We start from the raw sequence: 26909 nt of genomic DNA, 5'->3' as shown, positions 1-26909 counted from the left end.
TTGGTTAGCAGACTAACCGCATGGTAAGTCAGGGTCAATCGAGTGACCGGGCGGGGCGGGGGTTCCGGGCCGGGGTCGGCCCGTATCAGCCGGGTGCGGGCAGCAGCGGGACCTGGCGGGCCGCCCACGGGCTGATGGCCCACGGTGCGCGGCGGGCCAGTGTGGCGAACACGTCCCAGTCGACCCACTCCCACTCGGCGACCTCGGCGGGGTCGGGCGCCAGGGCGGTTCCGCCGGCGGTGGCGCGGTAGACGGGGCACACCTCGTTCTCGACGATCCCCGAGGAGTCCACGGCCCGGTAGGCGAACTCGGGCAGCAGTACGGCGATGTCCTCGACGGTGACGCCCAACTCTTGACGGGCCCGCCGGTGCACCGCCTCCTCCACCGGTTCGCCCGGCCCCGGGTGCCCGCAGAAGGAGTTGGTCCACACCCCGGGCCAGGCGGCCTTGCTCAGGGCCCGGCGTGTTACGAGCAGCCGCCCGGCCGCATCGAACACGTAGCAGGAGAACGCGAGGTGCAACGGCGTGTTCGGGCCGTGCACCAGCCGCTTGTCCTCGGTTCCCACGGGGTGGTGGCTGTTTTCGTCCAGCAGCACCACGCGCTCGCGCGCCGGCGGGTCGGCGGGGTCGGCGGATCCTGCTGTATCTGGCACGTACCCTCCCGGACCTGGAAATTCGTCCATCGGAACGTACTAGAAAGATTTTGGCAAAACAAGAATTCTGAAAACAGCGGTATATCCGGAAATCGCGTTTTTTGCGGTGCGCTGCCGACGGGGTGGCCGGTCCGGTCCCCGTGCGGTTGCACCACCGGACCGGGGCCGGGGCAGGTCGGTCACCTGCGGTTCCGGGGCCGGTTTCGGGGGATCCGTATTCGGGGGATTGACGCTCCCCGATGCGGTGGGTAGATTCCCTGGCTATGGGAAAGCGCTTTCCCTATCGTAGGGCGGTATCGGGAAGGGCGGTCGGTTCCACGGCGCTCCGGCGCCCGCCGGCCGATGCCTTTTCCGCCCGCCCTGCGGTTTCGCCGACCGCGGATTTCCGTGTGTCCGTGGACAGGTAGCCGCCGCCGCGACGCCCCTTTGCGGGCCGCAACCACGACCCGCAGTCGCGGCGGCGGTGAACCGCGCCCATGCCCGGGCGGCGCCCCGCGGCGCGCTGCCGGCCCGCCGCCGCCCGCGCCGGATCCGGCGCCGCTCCCGGCGGTCTCGCGGCGGTCCCCCAGGGTCCTGCACGGCCGCGGGCAGGTCCGATGACTAGCCCGGCCGCCGCGCGGGTACCAGCCGGTTCAAGCCGGTGGGCAGGTAGAGCTATAGGGTGGCGCAGCGCCGCCCATACCCGCTCCCTCCATAAGAGCAGCGGGAGAATGGGCGGTCTGTCGAAACCCGGCCAGAAAGGTAGGCACTAGCGATGTCACAACAGAACCGCGAGCAGTGGGGGACCCGGACCGGGTTCCTGCTCGCGGCGATCGGTTCGGCCGTGGGCCTGGGCAACATCTGGCGGTTCCCCTACGTTGCCTACGACAACGGCGGCGGCGCGTTCCTGGTTCCCTACCTCGTCGCGCTGCTGACCGCCGGCATCCCCCTGCTCATCTTGGAGTACTCGCTCGGACACCGGTACCGCGCGTCGCCGCCGGCGGCATTCCGGCGGCTGTCGCGTCCGGCCGAGCCGCTGGGGTGGTGGCAGGTCGCCATCTGCTTCGTGATCTCCGTGTACTACGCCGTCATCGTGGCCTGGGGTGTCCGCTACGCCGGCTTCTCGCTCACCCAGCAGTGGGGCGAAGACACCGAAGCCTTCTTGTTCGAGGACTTCCTGAACGTCGCTCCGGCGCCGGGCGGTATCGGCGCCTATGTCCCCGGTGTCGCACTGCCGCTGATCGGCGTGTGGATCGTGGTCCTGGTGGTCCTCGCGATGGGCGTGCGCCGCGGTATCGAGTGGGCAAACCGCATCTTCATCCCGCTGCTGGCGGTCCTCTTCCTGATCCTGGTGATCCAGTCGCTGTTCCTGGAAGGGGCCATGTCCGGCCTCGACGCGTTCTTCGCGCCCGACTGGTCGGCGATCACCGACGGCGGCGTGTGGGTGGCCGCCTACGGGCAGATCTTCTTCTCCCTGTCGGTGGGCTTCGGCATCATGATCACCTACGCGTCCTACCTGCGGCGCAAGTCCGACCTCACCGGATCGGCACTGGTCGCCGGCTTCGCCAACAGCTCCTTTGAGCTGCTGGCGGGCATCGGCGTCTTCGCGACCCTGGGCTTCATGGCCGCCGCGGCCGGCGTGCCCGTCGGCGAGGTCGCCACCGACGGCATCGGTCTCGCGTTCGTCGCGTTCCCGCAGATCATCAACAACATCCCGATCGCGCCGGGGCTGTTCGGCCTGCTCTTCTTCGTCTCGCTGGTGATCGCCGGCCTGACCTCGCTGATCAGCATCGTCGAAGTCGTGATCTCGGCGGTGCGCGACCGCACCGGCATGCGCCGGATGCCCGCGGTGCTGGGTGTCGGCGGCGCCATCGCCGTCGTGTCGATCGCGGTGTTCCCTACCGACCAGGGCATGTACCTGCTCGACACGGCCGACCACTTCATCAACCAGTACGGAATCGCGCTTGCCGGGCTGGTCATCGTCGTCGTGGTCGCCTGGGCGCTGCGTCGCCTGCCGATGCTGCGCCGGCACGCCGAGGCCACCTCCTCGGTGCCGCTGCGCCTGTGGTGGACCGTCACGCTGGCCGTGGTCACGCCGATCGTGCTCGGCTGGATGATGTGGGGCAGCCTGCAGGCCGAGTTCGCGCAGAACTACGAGGACTACCCGTCGTGGTTCATCAACTCGGCGGGTTGGGGAGTCGCGGTCGGCGCCATCGTCATCGGCGTCCTTATCTCGCTCATCCCGTGGAAACGCGGCACGGGTGACGAGGACGACAGCAACGTCACCGTCGCTGCGGCGACCGACGACAGCGGAAGGGGGCAGTGATGTCCACCGGCGCCATCGTGATGCTGATCATCTCGGCCGTGATCATCTGGGGCGGTCTGGCGGCTGCAATCCTGAATCTGCGCCGCAGCCCCGACGACAACTAGCCGCGGTGCCCGCGGCGGGTGGCGGCCATGCTGCGCCGCCCGCCGCCGGCACCCGCGGTCAGCACACGCCGGCCGTCCCGGCGCCCGAGGGGCGTTCGGGGCGGCCGGCGGTCGTTATGCGGCGGTGCGGTCCGGGCGACCGGGGCCCCGGCCGGACCTGTGGCAGAATCCGGAGCGCCGAACGCCGCCCCGCATACCGGGTGCCCCGGCGGAGGACCGCAGGGGCACTGCACGCATCCGACGCTCCCCACGAGGAACCCCCCACATGAGCAACCCTTACGGCCCCGGGTCGTACCCGCCCCAGTACGGCTACGGCGGCCACCACTCGCCGGGCGCGCCCGGCGCTCAGCAGCCCCCGCCGGGCTTCGCGCCGCCGCCCCCGCCGCCACCGCCCGGCTCCTACGGCCAGGGCCATCCGCACATGGGTCCGCAGGCGCCCGTGTTCCCGCCGCCCGCGAGCTGGGGAGCGCGGGCCGGTGCCTACCTCCTCGATACCTTCCTGATGATGCTGATCATCATGGTGCTCTTCTACGGCCCCGTGGTCACGGCCGGTGTGCTGCTGCAACCGGACGACGACTCACCGGAGGCGGTGGTCTTCGGCATGATCGCGTTCATATTCATGATCGTCGCGCCCGTCGCGTCGTTCTGCTACATGTGGATCCCGCACGCCCGCAGCGGGCAGACGCTCGGCAAGCGGGCGCTGGGCATCAAACTGATCCACCTGCACACCGGCGAGCCGCCCTCGCTGGGGCAGTCGGCGGGCCGCCAGCTCATCGGTATCCTGCTGGGCTCGGCGACCTGTATCGGCTCGCTGGTGGACCTGCTGTGGCCGCTGTGGGACGAGCCCTACCGCCAGGCCATCCACGACAAGGCGGTCAACACCCGCGTCATCAGGGTCCGCGGCGCCGACGCCCAGCAGCACGCCCCCGCAGCGCCCTACGACGGCCAACCGCCGGGGGCGGGCGGCTGGTACTGAAGAAGCCGGCCCGCACCCGCGCACCGGTGGCGGCCCGGCCATGGCGACCAGTGCGTTCGGGGACCGGGTTACCCGACACGGGTCCGCTCGGCGGCCTTGCCCGCGGCCGGCAACAGGTGGCCTGGGGATGAAAAGCAGCGGCAACGGCCGCGGGCGACGCACCGATCCTGCGGAAATGCCCAAAAAAGCTGAGACCGGCATTCCTGCATGATCATCGCCGGAAAACCGACATAACGGGCGCACGGCCACCCCGGTGTTCATTCGCTCCCGTGCCCGCCGCCGTCGGCGGCGAGGCGGTTCAGCCACTCCTGCAGCAGGTGCCGCTCCGCGTCGCTGAGGGCCGTCTGCTCCGGCAGCGAGGCACGCAGGGCGCGGGCGGCGCCGGCCGGACCCGGCTCCTCCGGTACGGCAGGACGCCGGTAGGTGACCGCGGCGACCATGGACTCCCGCAGCGCGGTCAGCAGTGCCGGGTTGCGGTGGTTCTCCGGCAGCGACAGCCAGGTCAGCACCGCGCCGCGCGCCGTGGCGTGGATGATCGTGACCGCGAGCTCCTCGCCGACACGCAGCCACCCGCCGGCCGCCAGGCGGCTGATACGGCCCCGCAGCACGTCCATACCGGTCTTGAAGGCCGGCGAGGTCTCGCGCGCGGGTTCGCTGTACATCAGCGTGTACAGCGCGGGACTGGCCGTCCCGAACTCGACCGCCAGATCCCAGCCCGCCCGCAGGCTCTCGACGGGGTCCTCGGAATCGGGGTCGGTGCGCTTGGCCGCGAGGAACGTTGCGAAGCCGTGCTCGGCCATTGCCTGCAGCAGCCCCTCTTTGTCGCCGAACAGCCGGTAGATGGCGGGCGGCTGCAGGCCGGCCGCGACAGCGACCGCGCGGGTGGTGACCGCGTCGCGGCCCTCGCGCTCCAGCAGGTCGATGGCGGCCTGGAGGATCCGCAGCCGGGGCTGCTCGCGACCGGCGGATGCGGTGTCGGATCCGGTGCCGGTATCGCCGGTCCCGCCGGGTGAACGTGCTGGCATGAATCAACGATACCAAGGTTGGTGGTTCCATTGAAATTATCAGTGTTACTGTATCCATGATTCCATTGGAACCAGCTCATTGGAGTGCGGTATGATCATCGTTACCGGAGCCACCGGACAGCTCGGGCGCCAGATCACCGACAGGCTGCTGGCACGCGTGCCGGCCGACCAGGTCGGCGTCAGCGTCCGCGACCCCGAAAAAGCACAGGACCTCGCCGACCAGGGTGTGCGCGTCCGGCAGGGCACCTTCACCGACCCCGGCAGCCTGGCCCGCGCCTTCGAGGACGCCACCCAGGTGCTCATCGTCTCCGTCGACAAGCTGGGCGAAGAGGCCGTGCACCTGCACCGCGCCGCGATCGACGGGGCGGTCGCGGCGGGCGCCCGCCGCATCCTCTACACCAGCCACATGGGCGCCGCAGCCTCATCGCACTTCGCGGCCTGCCGCGACCACGCCGCCACCGAGGAGGCCCTGCGCAATTGCGGCGTACCGTTCACCTCGCTGCGCGACGGGTTCCACGCGGCCAACGCGCTGCGGTTCCTCGGCCCCGCCCTGGAGTCCGGCGAGGTCGTACTTCCCGCCGACGGGCCCGTCAGCTGGACCGCGCACGCCGACCTCGCCGAGGCGGGCGCCGCCATCCTGGCGGACGAGGGCCGCTTCGACGGCCCCACGCCGCCGCTCACCGCGTCCCAGGCGCTGACCTTCGACGACATCGCCGGCATCGCCTCGGCGGCCACCGGCCGCACGATCACCAGGACCACCGCACCCGATGACCGCTACCGCGAGCAGATGGTGGCCAACGGCGTCCCGGCCGAGGCCGCAGCACAAGTCCTGGGCATCTTCGCGGCCAGCCGCGCCGGCGAGTTCGCCGCCGTCGACCCGACACTGGAAAAACTGATCGGCCGCGCCCCCATCACCGTGGAAACACTCCTGCGCGAGCAGCAGGCCGCGGGCTGACACCGGGCCCGGCAACCGAGCGGCCGAGCGCGCGGGCGCCTGCCCGGCCGCTCGGCCGCGAGCGGAGTGATCCCTACTCGACCTTTTCCTCCGGCTTCTCCCGTTCCTGCGATGGGCGGCCGCAGCGGGCGGCGGAAGCGCAGCACCGCTGCTCAGGTCGCGGTGGCAGCCTCCTGGGCCGGCAGGCGGCGCCAGTGGCGCTGGTAGGCATCGACCAGCCAGGTGTCGGCCCATGTGTGCTGCGGCGATTCCGGAAGCGCGGTCGTGTCCAGCAGGCCGGTCAGCCGGTCCTCCAGTTCGGCCGCCGCATCCAGTGCCTCCTGGCGCGAGTGTTCGCCCCGGCGCAGCTCCCGCAGCCAGGTTGCCCACGGGTCGGCCATCGGCAGCGTGAGCCGCCCGTCCTCCAGCAGCTCGACGCCCTGAACGCCCAGCCGGACCATGTGGTAGGCGAACTTGGTGTCGAACCCGTGCACCGCGACCAGTTCGGGCCGGTTGGTGTGGCGGCCGGCGCGCCGGCCCAGCAGGCTGTCGCGCTGGGCGCGCAGGTAGCCCAGGAAGCGGTGGCCCACCCGGCGGGACAGCAGCCGGTCGGCGGCGCCCCGCAGTTCGCGGCCCAGGTCGGTGACCGCCACGATCTCGTGTTCGGGCACGAACAGCGGCAGCAGCACCGTGGGGTTGCCGTCCAGCGCCAGGCGCATCCACTTGCGCAGCGAGTACACCGTCAGGTCCAGGTCGCCGGGGCCGGAGCGCACGCCCTCGGGCCGGGAGCGGTGGACGTACTGTTCGAAGGAGCCCAGGCCGATCACGTATTCCGGCGGTTCCACGCAGATGCCCATTTCGTCGCGGTCGCCTTGACCGCGCTGGTCGCTCGGATCGTTCGGATCGGCGGCGGTGATGCCGTGCACGCCCGATCCGACCTGGCACCGCAGGATGGTGCCCTGTTCGGCGATACGCGCGGATTCGGCGCTGGAGTGCTTCATGGGGGCCGGCCCGTTCCGGTCGGTGGCGGGTGGGCGAGGGGGAGGGGCGCCGGCGCCCGTCGGCCGCTGCGGTTTCAGCGGCCTCGGCGGGATGGGGCGCTGCGCCCAGCCTGCCGAACGGGGAGGCGCGGTGCCAGTTCTTTATGCCGGTTCGCCGGGCCCGGCCGGGTGCCGCAGGCGGAGTCGGACGCCGTGCGGTGCCGGCCCGCCCGTTCAGTCCTCGGCGCCGGTTTCGTTGCGGTTGTGCGCTGCGCGGGTGCGCCGGGCCAGTGTCAGCGAGGCCACCGCCAGGACACCGGCGACGGTCAGCCAGGAGGCGACCAGCGCCCAGGCGGAGAACGCACCGAGCAGCCCCGCGTCGGTGCAGTCGTACTGGGCGGGGTAGCTGGCGAACTCGCGCGCGCAGCCCAGCGGGAGCAGCTCCATGGTGAAGTAGCCGAGCAGGTTTCCTGCGCCCAGCGCGGTTACGCCCAAGATCCAGGCGATGGAGACGAGCAGCAGCGCTGCGAACAGCCGCTGGACCGTGTTGCGGATCATGGCGCCCCTCGGATCGGGCCGTTGCCTCCTCGGGCACGGCCCGGCCGCGAGGCCGTGCGGGGACTGCGGGACCGAGCGCCTCGGGGACAGGGAAAAGCCGATCCCGGAATCGGATGCGGGCTGCCGCGATTGAAGCACACCGCACGTTCCAGGGCACACCGGGCCGCGCACCCGGGCGCGTGGGCGCGGGTGCGCGGCCTTCCGCAGCCGCCCACCCGCTCCTCGCCTGTGCCGCTGTCCCACCCCGGTTCGGCCCCCGGATTCAGCCCGATCCGGGCAGCGACGCGCGCAGGTGGCGCGCAGTGAGCGAGTCGGGGTGGCCGGCCAGCTCGGCCGGGGTACCCGCGAACAGCACCTGCCCGCCGTCCTTGCCGCCGTAGGGGCCGAGGTCGATCACCCGGTCGGCGTGCTTGACCACGTCCAGGTCGTGCTCGATGACCACTACGGTGTTGCGCGCTTCGACCAGCCGGTCCAGCAGCTCCAGGAGGGCGTCGACGTCGGCCATGTGCAGCCCGGTCGTGGGCTCGTCCAGGATGTAGAGCCCGCCGCGCTTGGACAGGTGGGTGGCGAGTTTCAGCCGGCGCCGCTCGCCGCCCGACAGCGAGCTGAGCTCCTGGCCCAGGGTGAGGTAGCCCAGCCCCACGTCGATGAGGTTGCCCAGTTGGGCGGTCGCCTTGGAGTCGGTGAGGAACGCGGCCGCCTCCTCGGCGGTCATCGCCATCACCTCGGCGATGTTGCGGCCGCGCAGCCGGTACTGCAGGACGGAGGTGTCGAACCTGCGCCCTTCGCACGCCTCGCACACCATCGTGACCGGGTCCATGAACGACATGTCGGTGGTGGTCTCGCCGCGCCCGCCGCAGGCGGTGCAGGCGCCTTTGGAGTTGAAGCTGAACATGCCCGCTTCGACGCTGCTGGCTGCCGCGAAACTCTTGCGCAGCGCGTCCATGATGCCCAGGTAGGACGCCGACGTGGACCGGGTGGAGGCCGCGATCGCCGACTGCCCGATCAGCACGGCTTCGGGGTGGGCCCCGGCGAAGACGTCGGTGACCAGGGTGCTCTTGCCGGAGCCGGCCACCCCGGTGAACACGGTCAGGTTCCCGGTGGGGATGTCGACCGACACGTCCTTGAGGTTGTGCCGGCGGGCGCCGCGGACCTGGAGCCAACCCAGCGGGGCGCGCACCGCCTCCTTCAGCGCGGTGCCGCGGCGCAGGCAGCGGCCGGTGCGGGTGTCGGCGGCCTCCAGCCCGGCGGCCGCCCCCTCGTAGACCACGTGTCCACCGCCGGTACCGGCCCGGGGACCCATGTCGATGACGTGGTCGGCGACCGCGATGACGTCGCGGTCGTGCTCGACGACCAGCACGGTGTTGCCGCGGTCGCGCAGCGCCCTCAGCAGGGAGTTGAGCCGCCCCACGTCGTGCGGGTGCAGGCCGGTGCTGGGCTCGTCGAAGACGTAGACCATGCCCACCAGGGCCGAACCGAGGTGGCGGACCATTTTGATCCGCTGCGCCTCGCCGCCGGAGAGGGTGGGCGTCTCGCGGTCGAGGCTGAGGTAGCCCAGCCCGATGTCGCTGAGCCGGCGCAGCGCGGCGCAGGCCGCTGCGGCGATGGGGGTGCCCTGCGGGTGGTCGATCTCCTCCAGCACGCCGATGAGGTCGTCGACCTCCATGGCCGCCCAGTCGGCGATGTTGCGGCCGCCGATGCGGGAGTCCAGCGCGGCCCGGTTGAGCCGCCCGCCCGCGCATTCGGGGCACCGGCCCTCGCGGATGACCTCTTGGACCGCCTCGCGGGTGCGTTTGCTCATGCCCGACAGGTCGCGCTTGAGGTAGAGGCGGGTGAAGCGGTCGGCCAGGCCCTCGAAGTTCATGTGGTAGGTGCCGTTGCCGGTCTCGACGGGCATCTTGCCGGGGGCGTCGGGTCCGCCGTGCAGCAGTGTCCGCCACTCCCGCTCGGTGAAGTCGGCCAGCGGCTTGTCGCCGTCGAAGACCCCCGACCACATGCCGCCCTCGATCAGCCGGAACCGGACGGCGCCGCCGTTGAGGGGCCGGGACATGTCGAAGAACGCGTCGTTGTCGATGCCCACGGTGCGGCCCAGGCCGTGGCACTCTGGGCAGGCACCGGCGGGCGTGTTGAACGAGTAGGCCGAGGACATCCCGGCCGCAGGCGCGCCCATGCGGGAGAACAGCAGCCGCAGCTGCGGGTGGATGTCGGTCATCGTGCCGACGGTGGACCGGGAGTCGCCGCCGACCGGTTTCTGGTCGACGACGATCGCCGCCGAGAGGTTGTCGACCCGGTCCGCCTCGGGTTTCTCGTACTTGGGCAGCTGGCCGCGGATGAACAGCGGGTAGGTGTCGTTGAGCTGGCGCTGGGCCTCGGTGGCGACGGTGCCGAAGACCAGCGACGACTTGCCCGAACCGGACACGCCGGTGAAGACGACGATCCGGTTGCGGGGGATTTCGACGGATACGTCCTTGAGATTGTGCACCCGTGCGCCCTGGACGACGATCGGCTGCGGGGTGTCGGCCGCCATCGCCGCCGCTGGTTCACCGGAGTGGGAAGAGACGGGCAGGACCATTGGGGGGCTCCTCAGGGTGGTCGCGGACATCCTGCCGCGCACCGAGGACATTCCTCGGCGGGCAAAGAAGGCGGAAGACCCCCACTTTGGGCACAGGGCGCCGCGGAAAGCAAACGCGAACCGTACGTTCATGTTTCGCTGACCTGCGAAAATGCGGAAACGTTGACCACCGTCGCGGCGCACCCGGCCCGGCTCGGGTGCGCTGCTGCCGCGCCGCGGCGGCGGATTTCCCAGCGGGCCGGCAAGCAAGGGCCGGGCGGGGGCCGCGGCCCCCGCCCGGCCCTCGGGCGTTCTGCAGACCGGTTGGCGCGTTACGCCGGCGCGGACTCCATGGCCTTGGCGGTCAGGTTCAGGGTGCGCAGCCGGCCGTCGATCGTGCCGGCCTGCGGGGCGATGATCAGCTCGTCGGCGCGCGCGTGGTCGGCGAACCAGTCCAGGTACTCCCTGACCTCGTGCGGTTGGCCCACCGCCGAGTAGGTGGCCATCTGCATCACCTGCCGCCCGGCGGGGGAGTCGAGCGCGGCATCGGCCTCGGCCGCGGAAAGGGTGCGGCCGCGCCCCAGCAGCTGCTGGGCCATACGCCGCTTGGCCAGCCGCGACTCTTCGGCCGCCTGCTCGGAGGTGTCGGCGGCGGTGACGTTGACCCCGGCGATGACGTAGGGCCGGCTGTGCTGCTCGGAGGGCTTGAACTCGCGCCGGTACGCGCCGACCGCCTCCTCCAGCGCTGCGGGGGCGAAATGCGAGGCGAACGAGTAGGGCAGGCCCAGGACGGCCGCGAGCTTGGCGCCGAACAGCGAGGAGCCGAGGATGTAGAGCGGCACGTTGGTGTCCTTGCCGGGCACGGCGTTGACACCGGGGATGAGGCTCTCGCCGGCCAGGTAGCCCTGCAGCTCCTGCACGTCCTTGGGGAAGGTGTCGGCGGAGGAGGGGTCGCGCCGCAGCGCCCGCATCGTGTTCTGGTCGCTGCCGGGTGCGCGGCCGAGCCCGAGGTCGATGCGGTCGGGGTGCAGCGTGGCCAGCGTGCCGAACTGTTCGGCGATGGTCAGCGGCGCGTGGTTGGGCAGCATGACCCCGCCGGCGCCGAGCCGGATGCGTTCGGTGTGCGCGGCGATGTGGGCGATGAGGACGCTGGTGGCCGAAGAGGCGATGGTCGCCATGTTGTGGTGCTCGGCATACCAGATCCGCCGGTATCCCAGCTCGTCGGCGCTTTTGGCCAGGGTCAGGCTGGCGTCGAGGCTGTCGCGGACGGTCATGCCCTCGGTGATGTGCGCCAGGTCGAGCAGGGAGATCGGGACGGACACGGGTCGGCCTTTCGTCGCGGCGGTGGGGCGCCCGGTGGCGGCACCGGGCCCGGGTGGTTCGGTCCACCTCGTCACTTGGAAGGAAACAGCACGGATCGATCGGTTTGTTCCGCTCCGGGGTGCCGGCGTGTGCAACGCGGGCGCGTGCGGGACAGCGGCCCGGGCGGCCCGCGCGTGCGGCGCGGCCGTCCGCCGCGCGGAAAACCGAGCCATCGATCGGGACACGGGCAGGTGGGCGTGCTGCCGTCCCGCCGCGGAATGCGGTAGGACGGCAGACAGGCGCCGGCCGCGGCCGGCGCGGAAACCGACGACGACGGCGCCCCGCGCGCAGAGGAGAAGCAATGAGCACCGGTGCGGACCTGGAACCTGTAGCGCAGCGCATGAAAGAGGCGGCGCGGGGAGTGCGGGACGGCGACCTCGACGCCCCCACCCCCTGCGAGGACATGACGGTGGGCGCCCTGCTCGACCACATCCTCACCCTGAGCGAGGCATTCCGCCACGCGGCCGAGAAGACCGCGGTCCCCGGCACCACCCCGCCCGAGCCCTCGGCGCAGAACCTGCCCGCCGACTGGCGCGGCGAACTGGACCGGCGCCTGGACGCCCTGGTGGCGGCCTGGCGCGACCCCGCCGCCTGGCAGGGCAGCACCGCCGCCGGGGGAGTGGAGCTCAGCGGCGAAGACGCGGGCACGGTGGCGCTCAACGAACTGCTGCTGCACGGCTGGGACCTGGCGCGGGCCACCGACCAGTCCTACCTCGGCGACCCGGCCAGTGTTGAGGCGGGCTACGCCTTCGTCTCCGAGGTCCCCGACGACCGCAACGCGCGCGCAGGACTGTTCGGGCCGGTCGTACCGGTACCCGAGGAGGCGCCGCTGCTCGACCGCGTGCTGGGGCTCAGCGGCCGCCACCCCGACTGGACCCCGCCGCTGCCCTGATCCCGCGGTCCGCCCCGCACCACACGCCGCGGCCCAGCCCACCCACCCGGCCGCCGCTGCCGTTGCGCCCGGTCCGCTTCCCGCGTTTCAGGGGCGCCGGGCGGGCCAGTGGACCCGCGACGGCAACGACGAGGGGAGGGCCCATGCGGGCAGTGACGTGGCAGGGCGTGGCGGACGTGCGGGTACAGGACGTGGCCGACCCGCAGATCCAGCGGCCCACGGACGCGGTGGTCGAGGTGACCTCCACCGCGATCTGCGGCTCGGACCTGCACCTGTATTCGCCGCTGGGCATGTTCATGGAGGCGGGGGACATCCTCGGCCACGAGTCCATGGGAGTGGTGCGCGAAGTGGGCTCCGAGGTCTCCGGAATCGGCCCCGGCGACCGGGTGGTGATGCCGTTCAACATCTCCTGCGGCCACTGCCACATGTGCGCCGCCGGCTACTACGCCCAGTGCGAGACCACCCAGGTCCGCGAGTACGGCAACGGAGCCGCGCTGTTCGGCTACACCAAGCTCTACGGCCACGTGCCCGGCGGCCAAGCCGACTACGTGCGCGTCCCCCAAGCGCAGTTCGGGCCGATCCGGGTGCCCGAGGGCCCGCCCGACGAGCGCTTCCTGTTCCTCTCCGACGTGCTGCCCACCGCCTGGCAGGCCGTCGCCTACGCCGACATCCCGCAGGGCGGCTCGGTGGCGGTCGTCGGCCTGGGGCCCATCGGCCAGATGTCGGCGCGCATCGCCCGCCACCTGGGCGCCGGCGAGGTCTTCGGGCTCGACCGGGTGCCCGAGCGGCTCACGATGGCCGAACGCAACGGCATCACCACCGTCGACACCGGGACCGTGGACGACCCGGTCGCCCTGGTGCGCGACCGCACCGACGGCCGCGGCCCCCACTCGGTCATCGACGCGGTGGGCATGGAGGCCCACGGCGCGCCGCTGGGCAAGGCCGCCCAGGCCATGGCCCGGATACTGCCCGACGGCATGGCCGAGAAGCTGACCGAACGCGCCGGGGTCGACCGGCTGGCCGCCCTGCACCTCTGCTTCGAGTTGGTGCGGCGCTGCGGCACGGTGTCCATCAGCGGCGTCTACGGCGGACAGGCCGACCCGATGCCGATGATGGACCTGTTCGACAAGGGCGTGCAGATCCGGATGGGCCAGGCGCACGTGCGCCGGTGGACCGACGACATCCTGCCGCTGCTGACCGACCCCGGCTCCGATCCGCTGGGCGTCGACGACCTGGCCACCCACGTCATGCCGCTGGAACAGGCGGCCGACGCCTACGAAGCCTTCCAGCACAAGCGCGACGGTGCGATCAAGATGGTGCTGCGGCCCCAGCCGGTCTGACCGGCTGACCGCCCCCGGCTCCCCGCGCGGTTCGACAGACCCGACAGACCCGACCGACCCGACCGACCGAGAACGCGGGAGGCACTGTGCACTGGAGTACAGCAGCGGCCGCCGCGGCCGCCGCGACCGCTGCCGGCGGCGCCGCGTGGCGCCGCATGCTATCCGCGCCCCGGATCAGCGGACGCACCGCGCTGGTCACCGGTGGATCGCGCGGCTTGGGCCTGCTCATCGCCCGCGAGCTGGGGCGGGCCGGCGGCCGCGTACTGATCGTGGGACGCACCACCGCGACTCTCGACAACGCGGTGCGCGACCTGCGCGGCGAGGGCATCGACGCCCACGGCCTGACCTGCGACCTCAGCCGCGCGGGCGACACGGCGGACTTGGCAGCACGGGTGCACGGCGAGTTCGGCGGCGTCGACGTCCTCGTCAACAACGCCGGCATCATCCGTGTCGGACCCGCGGCGGCCATGTCCGAGGACGATTTCGTCCAGGCCGCCGACACCATGTTCTGGGGGCCGTACCGGCTGACCCGCGCCCTGCTGCCCGGCCTGCGCGAGCGCCGCGGGCACGTCATCACCATCACCTCGATCGGCGGCAGGATCAGCGTGCCCCACCTGCTGCCTTACTCCTGCGCCAAGTTCGCCGCGGTCGCGTTCTCCCGCGGCATGGGCGCCGAGGAAGCCGGAAGCGGTGTGCGCTTCACGACCGTGGTGCCGGGCCTGATGCGCACCGGTTCCCACATCGGTGCCGAGTTCACCGGCGCGCCGATCCGGGAGTACACCTGGTTCGCGATCGCGTCGAGCCTGCCGCTGCTGTCGATGGACGCCGAGCGCGCGGCGCGCGCGATCGTTGCCGCCGGCCTGCGCGGGCGGCGGCACCTGGTGCTGACACCGGCGGCGCGCGCCGCGCTGATCGCGGACGGCGTCGCCCCCGGCCTCGTTCAGACGGCGCTTCGGGTCAGCGCGCGGCTGCTGCCGCGCGACCGCGGCGAAGGGGCGCGCACCGGGGCAGCGGCCCGGCAGGACACCGGCGCGCTGCCGGGAGTGCTGACGCAACTCAACGACGCCGCCTCCCGGCGCTTCAACCAGTGCGCCCGGCAGCGGCCGGACTGACCGACTCGCCGCCGATCCGCCGCCGCTCCACCGCAGAAACCGCCGCGCACCCGTCCGCCGGCGCCTGGGAGCACGGGGCAGGCAAGGCCGGGGCCGACTGCGAGACGGCCGTGCCGCTCCGTTTCCCCGTTTTCGTTTTCCCTGGCGGAGCCGACGGAGCCGCCGGCCGCGGCCGAAGAGGAAGCGGGCTCTCCCCGGGCACCGGTCCGGAGAGAACCCGCGCTCGGCTGCCCGCTACCTGGCGCGCGCCGACAGCGCGTCGCGCATGCGGGTCCACCAGGCCGGCGCCCGGGTCGAGGATGCGGTTGGCCGGCGGGGTGTCAGGGGCGCTCGGGTGCGGCCGCGTGGGCGCCGACTCCTTGGCCCGCAGGATCTTGCCGCCGAGGTCCTCCAGTTCCTGCCGGCTGCAGGAGTCGCGCAGGCGCGGCAGCAGGTCGTTCTCCTCGTCCTCGACGTGGTGGCGGATGTCCGACATCAAGGTGTTGAGCAGCTCCTCGAACTGCGGGTCGCCCGGGTCGCGCCCGGACAGGTCCTTCATCACCCGCTCCGCCTCGGCGTGCTCGCTGATCTCGTGGTCGGCGATTTCGTCGCCGTCCGGCAGCGTCCTGCGCGCCGCCGGGTACATGAACTGCTCCTCGGCCACCGAGTGGCGGACCAGCTCGGTGATCGCGTGGTCAACGAGCCCCTTGCGCTGCGCGGGGTCGCCCGCGCCCTGCTCCAGCTGGCTGAAAATCCCTTCGACCGCGCGGTGGTCGGAGATGATCACCTCGATGAGGTTGTTGCTCTGCCCGCTCTCTGCCATCGTCGCTCCCTCGGGGTATCCGAACGTTGCATCGTTGCGGCGCGCCCTGCGCCGCGGGGCCCACTGCCCCCGATGGCCCCGGCCAACCGGGCGCGGTTGCACGGCTCACCCGGCTTGGATCTCGCCGCCCGTGGGCGCCAGTACCTCGCCCGTGTAATAGGACGACAGCCGGTTGCTGGCGAAGAACACGTAGGACGGCGCGATCTCGTCGGGGTCGGCGGCCCTGCCCATGGGTGCCTGGCCGCCGAAGCCCTGCACCGAGTCCTCGTCCAGCGTCGAGGGGATCAGCGGCGTCCACACCGGGCCCGGCGCCACGCAGTTCACCCGGATGCCGTCGCGCACGTAGTGCTGGGCCAGCGAATAGGTGAGGTTGTGCACGGCGGCCTTACTGGTCGCGTAGTCGATGAGCGACTTGTTGCCGCGCAGCCCGTTTACCGAACCGGTGATGACGATCGAGGCGTCCGGCGCCAGGTGCGGCACAGCCGCGCGCAGGGTCCAGAAAACGCCGAAGACGTTGACGTCGTAGGTGCGGCGCAGCTGCTCGGTGGTCAGCTCGGCGAAGTCGGCGACCGGTTCCTGGGTGGCGGCGTGGGCCACCAGTACGTCGATGCGGCCGAACTCCCGTACGGTCTGCTCGACCAGGTCGGTGCAGTGCTGCTCGTCGGCCACGTCGCCGCGGATCCGCAGGCTGCGCCGGCCCTGGCGCCGCACCAGCTCCGCGGTGTGCTCGGCGTCGGCGTCCTCGCTGAGGTAACCGATCGCCACGTCGGCGCCCTCTTTGGCGAAGGCGGCGCACACCGCCCGCCCGATACCGGAATCACCGCCGCTGACCAGTGCCTTCTTGTCCGCGAGCAGGTCGCGTCCGGTGTAGTCGGCCATCTCGTCGCGGGGCCGGGGCCGCATCGGCGCGGTCGTGCCGGGATAGGGCTGCTGCTGTGCGGGTGGCTGCTGGCTCATACTCGGCTCCCTGCAGTGTGTGGTCGGCTCCCCGCGCCGCCGGCCGGCGCGGCCGGCGTGCCAGGGTCCGCGGTGGACGCCGGCACGGATGCGTCCGGGAACCGGATGCGCCCGGGCCGGCGCCCGCGCCGGCAGTCAGCCCGCGGACTCCCCGGTCACCTCGGAGATGTCGCGGCTCACCTCGTCGGGCCCGCCGTACTGCTGTCGCGGCAGGTTCTGCAGTGCGTCGACGACGCCCCGGTCAGCCTGCTTGGTCTTGGCGTGCTGGACGAGTTCGTCGCGCGAGGACGGGTACTCCGCGCCGGCCAGTGCTTTCTGCACCTCGATGAACGTCGGCTGTGCCACGGCGGCCTCCTTTGGATTGCGGACAGGGGGCGCGCTACCCCTGATCTGCGGGTCCATGCCCGGGCGCCGGGCACCCGGATGGTTCGGGGGCCGCCGGGAGCGGAGGGCCGCGGACGGCGGCGGCCCGGGAACGGGCCGGTGCCGTGTTCCGCTGGGCGATGGGGCCGTCGCGCTCGGGTGCTGTCGCGGGCGTCACACCGGGTTTGGCGGCCGCGGCGGGAACACATCGAGGGCCGGCCGTGCTGAAGCCCGCGTCGAACTCCGACAAACGTCTTCTTTTGCTCGCGATACGTTGCTCGACCTACGGGAAGGCCGGAACGAGAAAGTGGCGGCATCCAGCACGTCCTCCACCCAAAGCGACCACGGCTCAACGGGCGCTGCGCCCTCAGCGGCGCCTGCGGAACCGACGGGGCTGCAGCGGCTCCGCGTGATCCTCGTCTTGGGCGCGCTTGTCGCGCTCGCCCCGCTCACCATCGACCTTTACCTGCCCGCGCTGCCCGCCATCGGCACGGACCTTGAGGCGTCCTCCTCGGCGGTGCAGCTGACCCTCACCGGAACGCTCCTGGGCCTGGGCCTGGGGCAACTGCTCATCGGCCCGCTGTCGGACACGCTGGGCCGCCGGATCCCGCTGATCGGCGGGTCCGTACTGCACATCTGCGCGTCCCTGCTGTGCCTGATCGCACCCAACATCGCGGTGCTCGGCCTGCTGCGCGTCGTGCAGGGAGTCGGCGCGGCCGCGGCGATGGTGGTCGCCCTGGCCGTGGTCCGCGACCTGTTCAGCGGGCGCTCCGCGGCGACGGCCATGTCCCGGCTGATGCTGGTCATGGGCGCCGCCCCGATCCTCGCGCCGAGCCTGGGCAGCGCCATCCTGCTCACCGGCGACTGGCGCGGCGTGTTCGCGGCGCTGGCCGGCCTGGCCGTGGTGCTGCTGATCGTGGCGGCGGTCGCGCTGCGCGAAACCCTGCCGCCGGAGCGCCGCCGCGCCGGCGAGGTGCTGCCGGTCCTGCGCACCTACGGCGCGCTGCTGACCGACCGCGACTTCGTGGTGATGGTCCTGGTCGCGGCATTGGGCATGTCGGCGATGTTCTCCTACGTGTCCGGTTCCTCGTTCGTGCTCCAAGGCCAATACGGGCTGGACCAGCAGCAGTTCGGCATCGTGTTCGGTATCGGCGCGGTCGCCGTCATCGGTGCGTCCCAGCTCAACGTGCTGCTGCTGAACCGGCTGACGGCGCAGCGGATCGTGCTGTACTCGCTGATCGCGGCCGTGGTTTCCGGTGTGGTGCTGACACTGTGCCAGGTCACCGGCTTCGGCGGTCTGGCCGGATTCATGGTGCCGGTGTGGTTCGTACTTGCCTCGATCGGCTTCGTGATCCCCAACGCGCCGGCGCTGGCGCTGTCGCGCCACGGCGAGGCGGCCGGGACGGCCGCGGCGCTGCTGGGCGCGGCCCAGTTCGGGCTGGGCGCGCTCATCGCCCCGCTGGTGGGGGTGCTCGGCAACGACGGGCCGGCCATGGCGCTGACCATGTTGGGCGGCTCGGTGGTCGCCCTGGCCCTGCTCGTGGTGTCGCTGCTGCGGGGCCGCACCGCCCAACGGGCCGCGGCGGCATCCTGAACCGGGCGCAGGACGCAGCGGCGGCCTGCAGCCGACGGCGCCGGTGCGGCACACAGGGGCCCGCACCGGCGCAGCACCATGTCCGACCCGCTGAACGCGCGGGCCGCTTCAGCGGGTGAACAGCGCTTCGGTGTCGGCGCCGATCGCATCCAGCACCCTGCCGGTGAAGTACACCGTGCCCAGCACCAGGATCCGCCGGCCCAGACCGGCCAGCAGGTCCGCGGTGACCTCCTCGGCGCGCACCCGCCCCCACCGCCCGGGCAGCGCCGCGGAGAACCGCAGGTGCGCATCAGGTAGCGAAGCCGCGGTGACCGGCAGCCCGGCGAGCACGCCGATGGCGCCCGCCACATCCTTGTGGTCGGGCAGGCACACCACCACATGGTCGACGCCTCCCCAGCGGCGCCGCGCATGGTCGAGCGCCGCGGCCGCGCCCACGCGGTCCACGGCGGAATCCACGATGAGTTCGGTGCCGGGGCCTTCCGCGCTGCGCCCGCCCTTTGCGCCCCCTCCGCTGCCGCGATCGGCTTGATCGGGCTGATCGGGCTGATCCGCTTGGTCGCCTCGGGCAGCGTCCCGCGCCCCGCCGCCGGTGAGCCGGTGGTGGGAGAGCCGGGCGGGCAGCCGGACGGTGGACAGCACCTCGCGCAGGCGGTCGGGCCCGGGTTCGGCGCGTCCGGTGGCCTCCAGCAGGCGCCGGGCCGCCGCGTACCCGAGTGCGGCGGCCGGCCGGCCGAGCCCTGCGGGCAGCACAGACGGCACCGGCAGCGCATCCTCGGGCGCCTCCGGCAGCACCTCCGGCCGCACCCGGCCGGCGGTCCGGGCGGCAAGAGCGGCGTGTGCGGCGGCCTCGGAAGCGGCCTCCAACGGGGCGTGCACGAAAAAGCGCGTGCCCGGACCGGCGACGCCGGCCTTTTCCGCGGCGATCTGCGCGGGAGTGTCGCCGAGCACGCCCAGGTGCTCGCCGAACACTCCGGTGAGCGCGACCCCTGCGGGCGCGAACAGGCTGAGTTCGTCGCTGCGGCCGCCCATGCCCGCTTCCAGCACGAGCAGGTCCGCGCCGCGCTCGCGCCCGTAGAGCGCGCCCGCCGCGAGGAACAGGCCGCTGGGTGAGAGGTAGCCGTTCCGGGGCGGCGGCAGTTTGCGGCGGGCCGTCTCCAGTTCGGCGGCGAGGCGGGAGAGTTCCGCACCGCCGATCGCCGCGCCGTTGAAGCGGATGCGGTCGCGCGGTCCCCGGATGCCCGGGCTGGTCACCGTCACCACATCGGCGCCGGCGGCCGCCAGGGCGGCCGAGGCGTAGGTGGCGCAGGTGCCCTTGCCCTTGGAGCCCACGACCCCCAGCGCGGGCGCGGCGGGGTCGGGCAGGCCGAGCGCGGCCAGCAGTTCGGCGGCGCGCGGGATGTCGCGGCGGCTGCCGGGCCCGCGGTCGCGCCACTCGGCGAAGAAGACGTCGGGCGCCTGCGCGACCACTCCGGACCACCTCTGCTTTCCGTGCGGGTTGCGACCGCCGCCCGCGGGAGGGAGGTTGCGCCCGGCCCGCGGCGGTACCGTCACCGGCCACCGGTCACCGCGACCGGCCACCGCCTGCACCAGCTATACCAGCCGCGCGTCAGGCGGACTTGAGCGCGCTCAGGCGTTCCACGGCACCGCCCTTGAACCGCTCGCTGGCCTCGATGGCGAAACCCGCCTCGCGCACCTGCTCCAGCGGGCGGCGCAGGAAACGCTCGCCGCTCGCCGGCTGCGTGCGCGAGGTCAGCCACTCAAGGCCGCGCAGCCCCCAGCGCAGCGGCGGGAAGGTCGGGCGCACGTGGTCGAGCAGCAGCAGCCGGCCGCCCGGGCGCAGCACCCGGCGCATCTCGGCGACGGCGGCGCCGACATCGGGGACCGAGCACAGCGAAAGGGTGGCCACGACGGTGTCGAAACGGCCATCGGGGAAGGGCAGGTGCTCGGCGTCGGCCTCGCGGAGTTCGGCCACATGATCCAGGCCCCGCGCGTGCCGCCGTGCGATCTCGAGCATCCGCGGGCTCAGGTCGATGCCGGTGAGTTCGACGTCGTCGCCGTAGAGCCGCAGGTTGCGGCCGGTGCCCACGGCAACCTCCAGGGTGCGTCCGCGCGCTTGGCGGCAGACCCAGGAGCGGCCGTCGCCGATGATGCGGCGCTCCACGCGGTCCATCGACCGGTCGTATCCGGCGGCCTGGCCGTCCCAGTGGGTGCGCATCGCTTCGAGGGGCGCGGCAGGGTCGTCGGGCTGGGGCGAATGCTGCGAGTGGGATTGCGACATGGCCGGTTCCATCCTGTTCGTCTGAGCCGGAAGCGGCCGCCCGACCGCCCTCCGGCTGAACCCCTGCTTCGGACAACGCCTGGACCGGCGCAGGCGTTCCGCGCGCGGTTCGCACCCCGCACCCGCCCCGACCGGGACGCTAACCCGCCGGCCGGGCACCGGCAGAACCACCACGCGGGCGCAGGCGGGGCCGGCGGCGCCCGCTCGGCGCGCCGGCGGATAGGCGGCTTCGTCCGGCGCGCGCCTGCCGGGGCCGCCGGAGCCGGTCCCCGGTCCGGATCCGCGGAAATGTGCGGGAGTTCATTGACGGGGTGAACACCACCGCGCCAGGCTGGTATAGACCGGACCGTACCGCAGTCAACAGCAGCGAACCGGGGCAGACCGGACCGCGCGCCCGGCCGGGCATGGCCGGGGCCGGTGCGCGGATGCGGACGCTGCACGCTGAAAGGACACAATGACCAACGAAGCGGACTTCGGGGCGCTGATGCGCGAACAACTCGCGCTGGTCCAGGACCGCAACGCGGCGGCCCTGGCCGAGGTCGCCGACATACTGATGGAGCGGGTGGTGCGGGGCAGCGGCATCATCCTCGCAGCGGGAGCCGGCCACTCCTTCAACGCCGTGGCCGAAGCGTTCTACCGCGCCGGCGGGCTGGCCACCGTCAAACCGCTGTATGCGCCCGAGCTGCTGCCGGTCAACGGCGCCTCCGCCAGCACCGCCGCGGAACGCCGTTCCGGGCTGGCCGCCGAGGTCCTGGCCCGCAGCAAACCCGGCCCCGACGACGTGCTGTTCGTCTTCTCCACATCGGGCGTCAACTTCTACCCGGTCGAGTTGGCGCGCGAAGCCGCCGACCGCAGGATCCCCGTCGTGGCGGTCACCTCGCCCGAGTGCAACGCCGCCGCGCCCCGGCGCGCCGGCAGCACCCTCGCCGCGGAGGCCGACCACGTGCTCGACACCGGTGTGCGCCCCGGCGATGTCGCCTACCCGCCGCAGCGGCCCGAAACGGGGGCGATGTCGAGCCTGGCCAACACCTACCTGTGGAACCTGCTGCTGGCCGAGCTGTACTCGCGCGCCGACCGGGCCGAGTGCACCCTGCCGCTGTGGCGCTCCTCCAACATGCCCGGCGGCGACGACGCCAATGCGGGCCTGCTGGAGCACTACCTGCCCCGCATCCCGGAACTGGAGTAACCGGGCGCGCCGGCGGGCGTCGGCGGGCACCGCGCGGAACCGTCCGCACACTGCGCGGTATCGGGGGGCACTGGGCGGCACCGCCCGCATACTGCGCGCAGCCGCTCGGCGGCGGTGTGCCCAGACACACAGCGCAACGCCCGGTGCATCCCGGCGCATCGGGCGGGCAGCGCCTACTGTGCAAGCACGGCTCGGTCTCCGAAGCGCGGGACCGGCGCACACGTTTACGGGAGCAGCAGTATGAGCAAATCGGCCGACATCGGTGTCACCGGCTTGGCTGTGATGGGGAGCAATCTCGCCCGCAACTTCGCCCGGAACGGGTACACCGTCGCGGTGCACAACCGCAGCCCGGCCAAAACCAGGGCCCTGGTCGAGGAGTTCGGTGCCGAGGGCACCTTCCTTCCCGCGGAGTCGCCCGAGGACTTCGTCGCCGCGCTGGAGCGCCCGCGCCGCCTGGTGATCATGGTCAAGGCGGGCAAGGCCACCGACGCCGTCATCTCCGAGTTCGCCCCGCTGCTGGAGGAGGGCGACGTCATCATCGACGGCGGCAACGCCCACTTCGCCGACACCCGCCGCCGCGAGAGCGAACTGCGCGAACGCGGCATCCACTTCGTGGGTGCGGGCATCTCCGGCGGCGAGGAAGGCGCGCTGCACGGGCCCAGCATCATGCCCGGCGGGTCGGCGGAGTCTTATGCCTCGCTCGGGCCGATGCTGGAGAGCATCGCCGCCAAGGCCCCCGACGGCACCCCCTGCACCACCCACGTGGGCAGCGACGGCGCGGGCCACTTCGTGAAGATGGTGCACAACGGCATCGAGTACGCCGACATGCAGCTCATCGGCGAGGCATACAACCTGCTGCGCGACGTCGCCGGCTACTCGCCCGCCCAGATCGCCGAGGTGTTCCGCACCTGGAACGGCGGGCGGCTGGACTCCTACCTGATGGAGGTCTCGGCCGAGGTCCTGGCCCACACCGACGCCGAGACCGGCGCCCCGTTCGTCGACGTGGTCGCCGACCAGGCCGAGCAGAAGGGCACCGGGCGCTGGACCGTGCAGACCGCCCTGGAACTGGGCGTGCCGGTATCGGGGATCGCCGAGGCCGTGTTCGCCCGCTCGCTTTCGGGCCACGCCCGGCTGCGCGCGGCTGCCGCCGACCTGCCCGGCCCCCGGGCCGAGGCGATGGACACCGACGCCGCCGCGCACTTCGCCGACCAGGTCGAGCAGGCGCTGTACGCCTCGAAGATCGTCTCCTACGCGCAGGGCTGGAACATGATCCAGGCCGGCGCCGAGGAGTACGGCTGGGACATCGACCTGGGTTCGGTCGCGGCCATCTGGCGGGCCGGGTGCATCATCCGCGCGGTGTTCCTGGACCACATCCGCGCCGCTTATGCCGCCGATCCCGGCCTGCCCACGCTGATCGCCGACGACCGGTTCTCCGCCGAGATCGGCCGGGCCCAGGGCGACTGGCGCGCGGTGGTTGCCACCGCCACCCGCCACGGCATCCCCACACCGGGTTTCTCGGCCGCGCTGGCCTATTACGACGCGCTGCGCGCCGACCGGCTGCCGGCCGCCCTCACCCAGGCCCAGCGCGACTTCTTCGGTGCCCACACCTACCGCCGCACCGACCGCGACGGCGTGTTCCACACCCTCTGGGGCGGCGACCGCTCCGAGGAGAACGCCGGCTGAGCCGCCCGCGGCACTGCGCCCTTTGCCGGCCCGGTAGGCCGGGCCGGGGGAGGGCGCAGCTGGAGGTGACCCTGCAGCAATGCCCGTCTGAGCATTGAAATCTGGGTATTTCTGCATGGCCACTTCGGTGCGCGGCCGGTCCGCGGCCGGAGCGGTCTCGCGCAGCAAAACCGTTCACGTGTCGTGCAGGAACGCCCCGCCCGCATCGGCCCGGGGCCCTGCGGCAGAGGCATCGCCACCGGGGGTACCGGGCGGGTCGGCGGGGCCCGCTCGTACCGGTAACCGGATCCGGTGACCGTTCGCGCGGCGCCGTGGGTAAGGTTCCTGCGCGGCTCCGCAGCCCGGATGTCCCGCGGTCCCGCGCGGATGCGCCGCACACCGCCAATGACGCAATCGTCAGAAAGGCTCGGATGTCCCACGAAACCGCATCCGCCACCCCTCCGCGGCGGGTGCGCCGACCCGATCAGGCGGCCCGCGACCACGGCGATTCCCGGTTCGCGCTCCTGGTCGAGGGCCTGCACACCGGCGACCCGACTGCCGACGCCGCATTCGCCGATCTGGCCGCCGGAGGCGCCGGCGCCCGCCGCACGCTCGCCGCCGGGCTGCGCGGCGGCGCCGCATCCCTGACCGCTGCGCCCGCGGGGATCGCGGCGCTGCTGCGGGAATCCGAGGACGCCGTGGCAGGCGCCGACCGGCAACTGCTGGAGCGCGGCGACATCGCCACCATCGCCGCCGACCCCTTCTGGAGCCGGATGGCGTTCGGGCTCGGGTCGCTGGTGCACACCTACAGCGCCCCCGCCATCGCCCGGGTGCTCACCGGCACCGGCAAGCTCACCACCGCCGCCGGGCGGCGGCTGGCCGAGACCGGGCTGTGGCGCGCCAACGCCGTCCTGCCCGGCGGCCTGCTGCCGGGCGCGCCCGGATACGCCGACACCGTCCAGGTGCGGTTGCTGCACGCCCGCGTACGCGCGGGGACGCTGCGGCGCGGCTGGGACACCGCAGAGTGGGGCGTGCCCATCAACCAGGTGGATGTGGCACGTACCTGGCTGGACTTCACCATCGTGCCGTTTCAGGCGTTGGAGAAGGTCGGCATCACCCTCGGCGCCGAAGAGGAGCGCGAGCTGTACCGGTACTGGCACAGCGTCGCTGCGCTGATGGGGCTGGACCCGCGCTTCTACACCGACGTGGTCGACCACGCCTCGGCCGGGCGGCTGCTCGCACTGGTAGAGACCGCCAACGGCGAGCCCGACGAGGGTGCGCGCGCTCTCGTGCACGCCCTGCTGGACGCGCTGGCCGGCGCGCTGGCCGGCGAGGCGCTGCCGCTGCCGGGCGAGGACGTCGAGCGCCTGCTCCACGCGATCACCCGGCTGTTCCACGGAGACGCGGCCGCCGAAGCGCTCGGGCTGCGCGCCGAGGACCCCGCCCCCTATGTTCCGCTGCTGGCCATGGCCAACGCCCAGGTGCGCCGCTGGGAGCGGTCCACCGATGAGTCGTGGCAACTGGCGCTGCGTGAGCACACCGAGTACCGCCGCACCGAATTCGCCCATTTGCCCGGTACCGAGTACCGCGGCGCGGTCGCCGCGGACGACTGAACGGGCCGATCGGCTGGCCGCCTCCGGCCACCGGCGCGACGCCGATCAGCAGGGTCATCTAGCGTTGCGCTGCAGGCCGTCCCGCCTATCGGGGCGGCGGCGGGCAGCGCTGGGGTGCGTCCGCCGGATTCCGTCCATCCGGCGGCGCACCTCCGGCCCGCGCCCGCCCGGTTCCGCCGTTGTGCGCGTCCGCGCCCGTCCCGGGTGCGGACGGCGCAGCACAGCGCGGCGGGCACATGCGGCGGCAACCAGCCGGCACCGGCCATCACGAGAGGGCGAGCGTCGTGCAGGGCGCAGACGACACCGGCGGCGCGACCGCCGGCAGCGGGCACGGTCGGCGGCCCCGGCACCCCGAGCGGCCGCACGGGCCGCAGGACACCCGCCCGGTCCGGCCCGCCGGAAGCACCGAACCCGCAGTACCGGCCGAACCCGCCGACCCCGCGGCCCCCGCACGCCCGGCGGGCGCGCCGCCGCTGCCGCCCGAACTGGGCCCGCTGCACGGCGACGACCCGCGCACGGTGGGCCCCTACCGCCTCGTGGGCAGGCTCGGCGCCGGCGGCATGGGCGCTGTTTACGGCGGGCTGGACGAGCGCGGGCGCTGCCTGGCGGTCAAGACCGTGCACGCCCGCCACGCCGCCGACCCCGGCTTCCGCGCCGGGTTCGCCCGCGAGGTCGACCTGCTGCGCCGGGCCGGGGGCGTCTGCACCGCGGCGGTGCACGCGGCCGACCCCGAGGCGCCGAGCCCGTGGATGGCCTTCGACTTCATCCCCGGCCGCAACCTGCGCACGCACATCCGCCAGATCGGCCCGCTGCGCGGACCCATGCTCCGGGCCTTCGCCGCCGGTACCGCCGAGGCGCTGGCGGCCTTCCACGCGGTCGGCATCGTGCACCGCGACATCAAACCGGGCAACGTCATCCTCGCCCCCGACGGCCCCAAGGTCGTCGACTTCGGAATCGCCGCCGCCGCGGATGAGGACCCCACCGACGACCCCTCCGCCTCTTACGGCACCCCCGGTTGGATCGCGCCGGAGCGCTACCGCGGCGCCGCGCCCGCCGCGGCGGTCGACGTCTTCGCGTGGGGCTGCCTGGTGGCCATGGCGGCGACCGGCCGGGAGCCCTTCGGCAAGGGGACACCGGCCGAGCTGCAGGAACGGGTGCTCAACGCAGGGCCCGACTTGGACGGGGTGCCCGCCGACCTGCTGCCGCTGGTCGAACGGGCGCTGGCGAAGACACCGCGGCAGCGGCCGGCTGCGCTGGAGGCCTTCGCCGAGCTGGTCGGCGCGGGCGCAGGCGCGGAGGCAGCGGCGGCGGCCGATTCCCGGGTGCGGGACCGGGGCGCTGCGGTCGCCGGCAGCGTCGTCCGGCCGGACGGCCATGACGGCCATGACGGCCCGCCCGATGGCGAGCCCGGCCGGACCGCTGAGACTGCGTTCGGGGCGGCGCCGCCCGCCGAGCGGCTCCGGGCGCTGCTGCGGGAGCACTGGCGCAACGTCGACGCCGGCTGGCACAGCCCCGAGTTGTGGGCGGCGGCCGCAGGCACCGGTGCGGCGGCCGTGGCAGCCGCCGGAGTGGGCGCGGTCGCCGGTGCGGGCACAGCGGCCGGCGGCGCCGGAACCGCGGGCGGAACCTCCGGTGCGGCGGGCGGTGCCGGAGCAGCGGGCGC

Annotated in this window: 23 protein-coding genes; 12 read left to right on the top strand and 11 right to left on the bottom strand. The window is 73.0% G+C overall.

Annotation, left to right across the window (positions count from 1 at the left end; all coding sequences use genetic code 11):
- Positions 1-85: 85 nt before the first annotated feature.
- Complete coding sequence (gene idi, locus ACYVD5_RS26685) at positions 86-652, bottom strand: isopentenyl-diphosphate Delta-isomerase (RefSeq protein WP_461003917.1); 567 nt, start codon at positions 650-652, stop codon at positions 86-88.
- Between the two features lie 754 nt (positions 653-1406).
- Between idi and ACYVD5_RS26680 the strand changes: the two genes are divergently transcribed.
- The 3 genes from ACYVD5_RS26680 (at position 1407) to ACYVD5_RS26670 (ending at position 4037) form a co-directional block, all read left to right on the top strand.
- On the top strand, positions 1407-2957 hold the full coding sequence (locus ACYVD5_RS26680) for a sodium-dependent transporter (RefSeq protein WP_461003916.1): 1551 nt from the start codon (positions 1407-1409) through the stop codon (positions 2955-2957).
- A complete protein-coding gene (locus ACYVD5_RS26675) occupies positions 2957-3061 on the top strand; it encodes a methionine/alanine import family NSS transporter small subunit (protein ID WP_461003915.1) in 105 nt (34 codons plus the stop codon). The genes ACYVD5_RS26680 and ACYVD5_RS26675 overlap by 1 nt, the downstream gene beginning before the upstream one ends.
- 265 nt (positions 3062-3326) lie before the next feature.
- Positions 3327-4037, top strand: coding sequence for an RDD family protein (locus ACYVD5_RS26670; RefSeq protein ID WP_461003914.1), 711 nt, complete (start codon positions 3327-3329; stop codon positions 4035-4037).
- A 257-nt stretch (positions 4038-4294) separates the two neighbouring features.
- Here the strand turns inward: ACYVD5_RS26670 and ACYVD5_RS26665 are convergent, their stop codons facing one another.
- The gene (locus tag ACYVD5_RS26665; protein WP_461003913.1) at positions 4295-5062 is read right to left on the bottom strand and encodes a TetR/AcrR family transcriptional regulator; all 768 of its coding nucleotides are present in this window, start codon (positions 5060-5062) and stop codon (positions 4295-4297) included.
- Positions 5063-5153: 91 nt separating this feature from the next.
- On the opposite strand from ACYVD5_RS26665, the gene ACYVD5_RS26660 reads away from it, so the two are divergent.
- Positions 5154-6017: an SDR family oxidoreductase gene (locus tag ACYVD5_RS26660; protein ID WP_461003912.1), complete on the top strand. Its 864-nt coding sequence runs from the start codon at positions 5154-5156 to the stop codon at positions 6015-6017.
- A 152-nt stretch (positions 6018-6169) separates the two neighbouring features.
- On the opposite strand, the gene ACYVD5_RS26655 is transcribed toward ACYVD5_RS26660, so the two are convergent.
- The 4 genes from ACYVD5_RS26655 to ACYVD5_RS26640 all read right to left on the bottom strand — a co-directional run bounded on the left by ACYVD5_RS26655 (position 6170) and on the right by ACYVD5_RS26640 (position 11407).
- Entirely contained in the window at positions 6170-6997 is an 828-nt protein-coding gene (locus tag ACYVD5_RS26655; RefSeq protein WP_461003911.1) for a nucleotidyltransferase domain-containing protein, read from the bottom strand.
- Between the two features lie 213 nt (positions 6998-7210).
- Positions 7211-7534, bottom strand: a complete 324-nt coding sequence (locus ACYVD5_RS26650; RefSeq protein ID WP_461003910.1) for a hypothetical protein — start codon at positions 7532-7534, stop codon at positions 7211-7213.
- A 262-nt stretch (positions 7535-7796) separates the two neighbouring features.
- Positions 7797-10106 carry an ATP-binding cassette domain-containing protein gene (locus ACYVD5_RS26645; RefSeq protein ID WP_461003909.1) on the bottom strand — a complete coding sequence of 770 codons (2310 nt, stop codon included), beginning with the start codon at positions 10104-10106 and terminating at the stop codon, positions 7797-7799.
- A 311-nt stretch (positions 10107-10417) separates the two neighbouring features.
- Entirely contained in the window at positions 10418-11407 is a 990-nt protein-coding gene (locus tag ACYVD5_RS26640) for an LLM class flavin-dependent oxidoreductase (protein ID WP_461003908.1), read from the bottom strand.
- Between the two features lie 341 nt (positions 11408-11748).
- Here ACYVD5_RS26640 and ACYVD5_RS26635 point away from each other — a divergent pair, with 341 nt between their 5' ends.
- From ACYVD5_RS26635 to ACYVD5_RS26625, 3 genes are all read left to right on the top strand, one after another.
- Complete coding sequence (locus ACYVD5_RS26635; RefSeq protein ID WP_461003907.1) at positions 11749-12339, top strand: TIGR03086 family metal-binding protein; 591 nt, start codon at positions 11749-11751, stop codon at positions 12337-12339.
- A gap of 143 nt (positions 12340-12482) precedes the next feature.
- Complete coding sequence (locus ACYVD5_RS26630; RefSeq protein ID WP_461003906.1) at positions 12483-13679, top strand: zinc-dependent alcohol dehydrogenase; 1197 nt, start codon at positions 12483-12485, stop codon at positions 13677-13679.
- Positions 13680-13765: 86 nt separating this feature from the next.
- Positions 13766-14791 (top strand): SDR family NAD(P)-dependent oxidoreductase, encoded by a 1026-nt coding sequence (locus tag ACYVD5_RS26625; RefSeq protein ID WP_461003905.1) that lies wholly within the window; start codon positions 13766-13768, stop codon positions 14789-14791.
- Here ACYVD5_RS26625 and ACYVD5_RS26620 read toward each other — a convergent pair.
- The 3 genes from ACYVD5_RS26620 to ACYVD5_RS26610 form a co-directional block, all read right to left on the bottom strand.
- Positions 14760-15593, bottom strand: coding sequence for a hemerythrin domain-containing protein (locus ACYVD5_RS26620; RefSeq protein ID WP_461003904.1), 834 nt, complete (start codon positions 15591-15593; stop codon positions 14760-14762). The genes ACYVD5_RS26625 and ACYVD5_RS26620 overlap by 32 nt on opposite strands.
- Positions 15594-15698: 105 nt before the next feature.
- The gene (locus tag ACYVD5_RS26615; RefSeq protein WP_461003903.1) at positions 15699-16550 is read right to left on the bottom strand and encodes an SDR family oxidoreductase; all 852 of its coding nucleotides are present in this window, start codon (positions 16548-16550) and stop codon (positions 15699-15701) included.
- 135 nt (positions 16551-16685) lie between these two features.
- A complete protein-coding gene (locus ACYVD5_RS26610; protein ID WP_461003902.1) occupies positions 16686-16895 on the bottom strand; it encodes a DUF2795 domain-containing protein in 210 nt (69 codons plus the stop codon).
- Between the two features lie 427 nt (positions 16896-17322).
- On the opposite strand from ACYVD5_RS26610, the gene ACYVD5_RS26605 reads away from it, so the two are divergent.
- Positions 17323-18507 (top strand): multidrug effflux MFS transporter, encoded by a 1185-nt coding sequence (locus ACYVD5_RS26605; protein ID WP_461003901.1) that lies wholly within the window; start codon positions 17323-17325, stop codon positions 18505-18507.
- Positions 18508-18615: 108 nt separating this feature from the next.
- Here the strand turns inward: ACYVD5_RS26605 and ACYVD5_RS26600 are convergent, their stop codons facing one another.
- Complete coding sequence (locus tag ACYVD5_RS26600; RefSeq protein WP_461003900.1) at positions 18616-19974, bottom strand: hypothetical protein; 1359 nt, start codon at positions 19972-19974, stop codon at positions 18616-18618.
- Positions 19975-20113: 139 nt separating this feature from the next.
- Positions 20114-20785 carry a class I SAM-dependent methyltransferase gene (locus tag ACYVD5_RS26595; protein WP_461003899.1) on the bottom strand — a complete coding sequence of 224 codons (672 nt, stop codon included), beginning with the start codon at positions 20783-20785 and terminating at the stop codon, positions 20114-20116.
- Positions 20786-21239: 454 nt separating this feature from the next.
- Here ACYVD5_RS26595 and ACYVD5_RS26590 point away from each other — a divergent pair, with 454 nt between their 5' ends.
- The 4 genes from ACYVD5_RS26590 to ACYVD5_RS26575 form a co-directional block, all read left to right on the top strand.
- A complete protein-coding gene (locus tag ACYVD5_RS26590) occupies positions 21240-21971 on the top strand; it encodes a sugar isomerase domain-containing protein (RefSeq protein WP_461003898.1) in 732 nt (243 codons plus the stop codon).
- A gap of 240 nt (positions 21972-22211) precedes the next feature.
- Positions 22212-23654 carry an NADP-dependent phosphogluconate dehydrogenase gene (gene gndA / locus ACYVD5_RS26585; protein ID WP_461003897.1) on the top strand — a complete coding sequence of 481 codons (1443 nt, stop codon included), beginning with the start codon at positions 22212-22214 and terminating at the stop codon, positions 23652-23654.
- A 410-nt stretch (positions 23655-24064) separates the two neighbouring features.
- On the top strand, positions 24065-25246 hold the full coding sequence (locus ACYVD5_RS26580; protein ID WP_461003896.1) for an oxygenase MpaB family protein: 1182 nt from the start codon (positions 24065-24067) through the stop codon (positions 25244-25246).
- Positions 25247-25530: 284 nt separating this feature from the next.
- A partial coding sequence (locus ACYVD5_RS26575) for a serine/threonine-protein kinase (protein WP_461003895.1) occupies positions 25531-26909 on the top strand: 1379 nt, incomplete at its 3' end.

This window comes from Streptomonospora sediminis (assembly GCF_054778995.1).
Note: the sequence above shows the minus strand (reverse complement) of the source record. Positions and strands in the feature narration are given on the sequence as shown.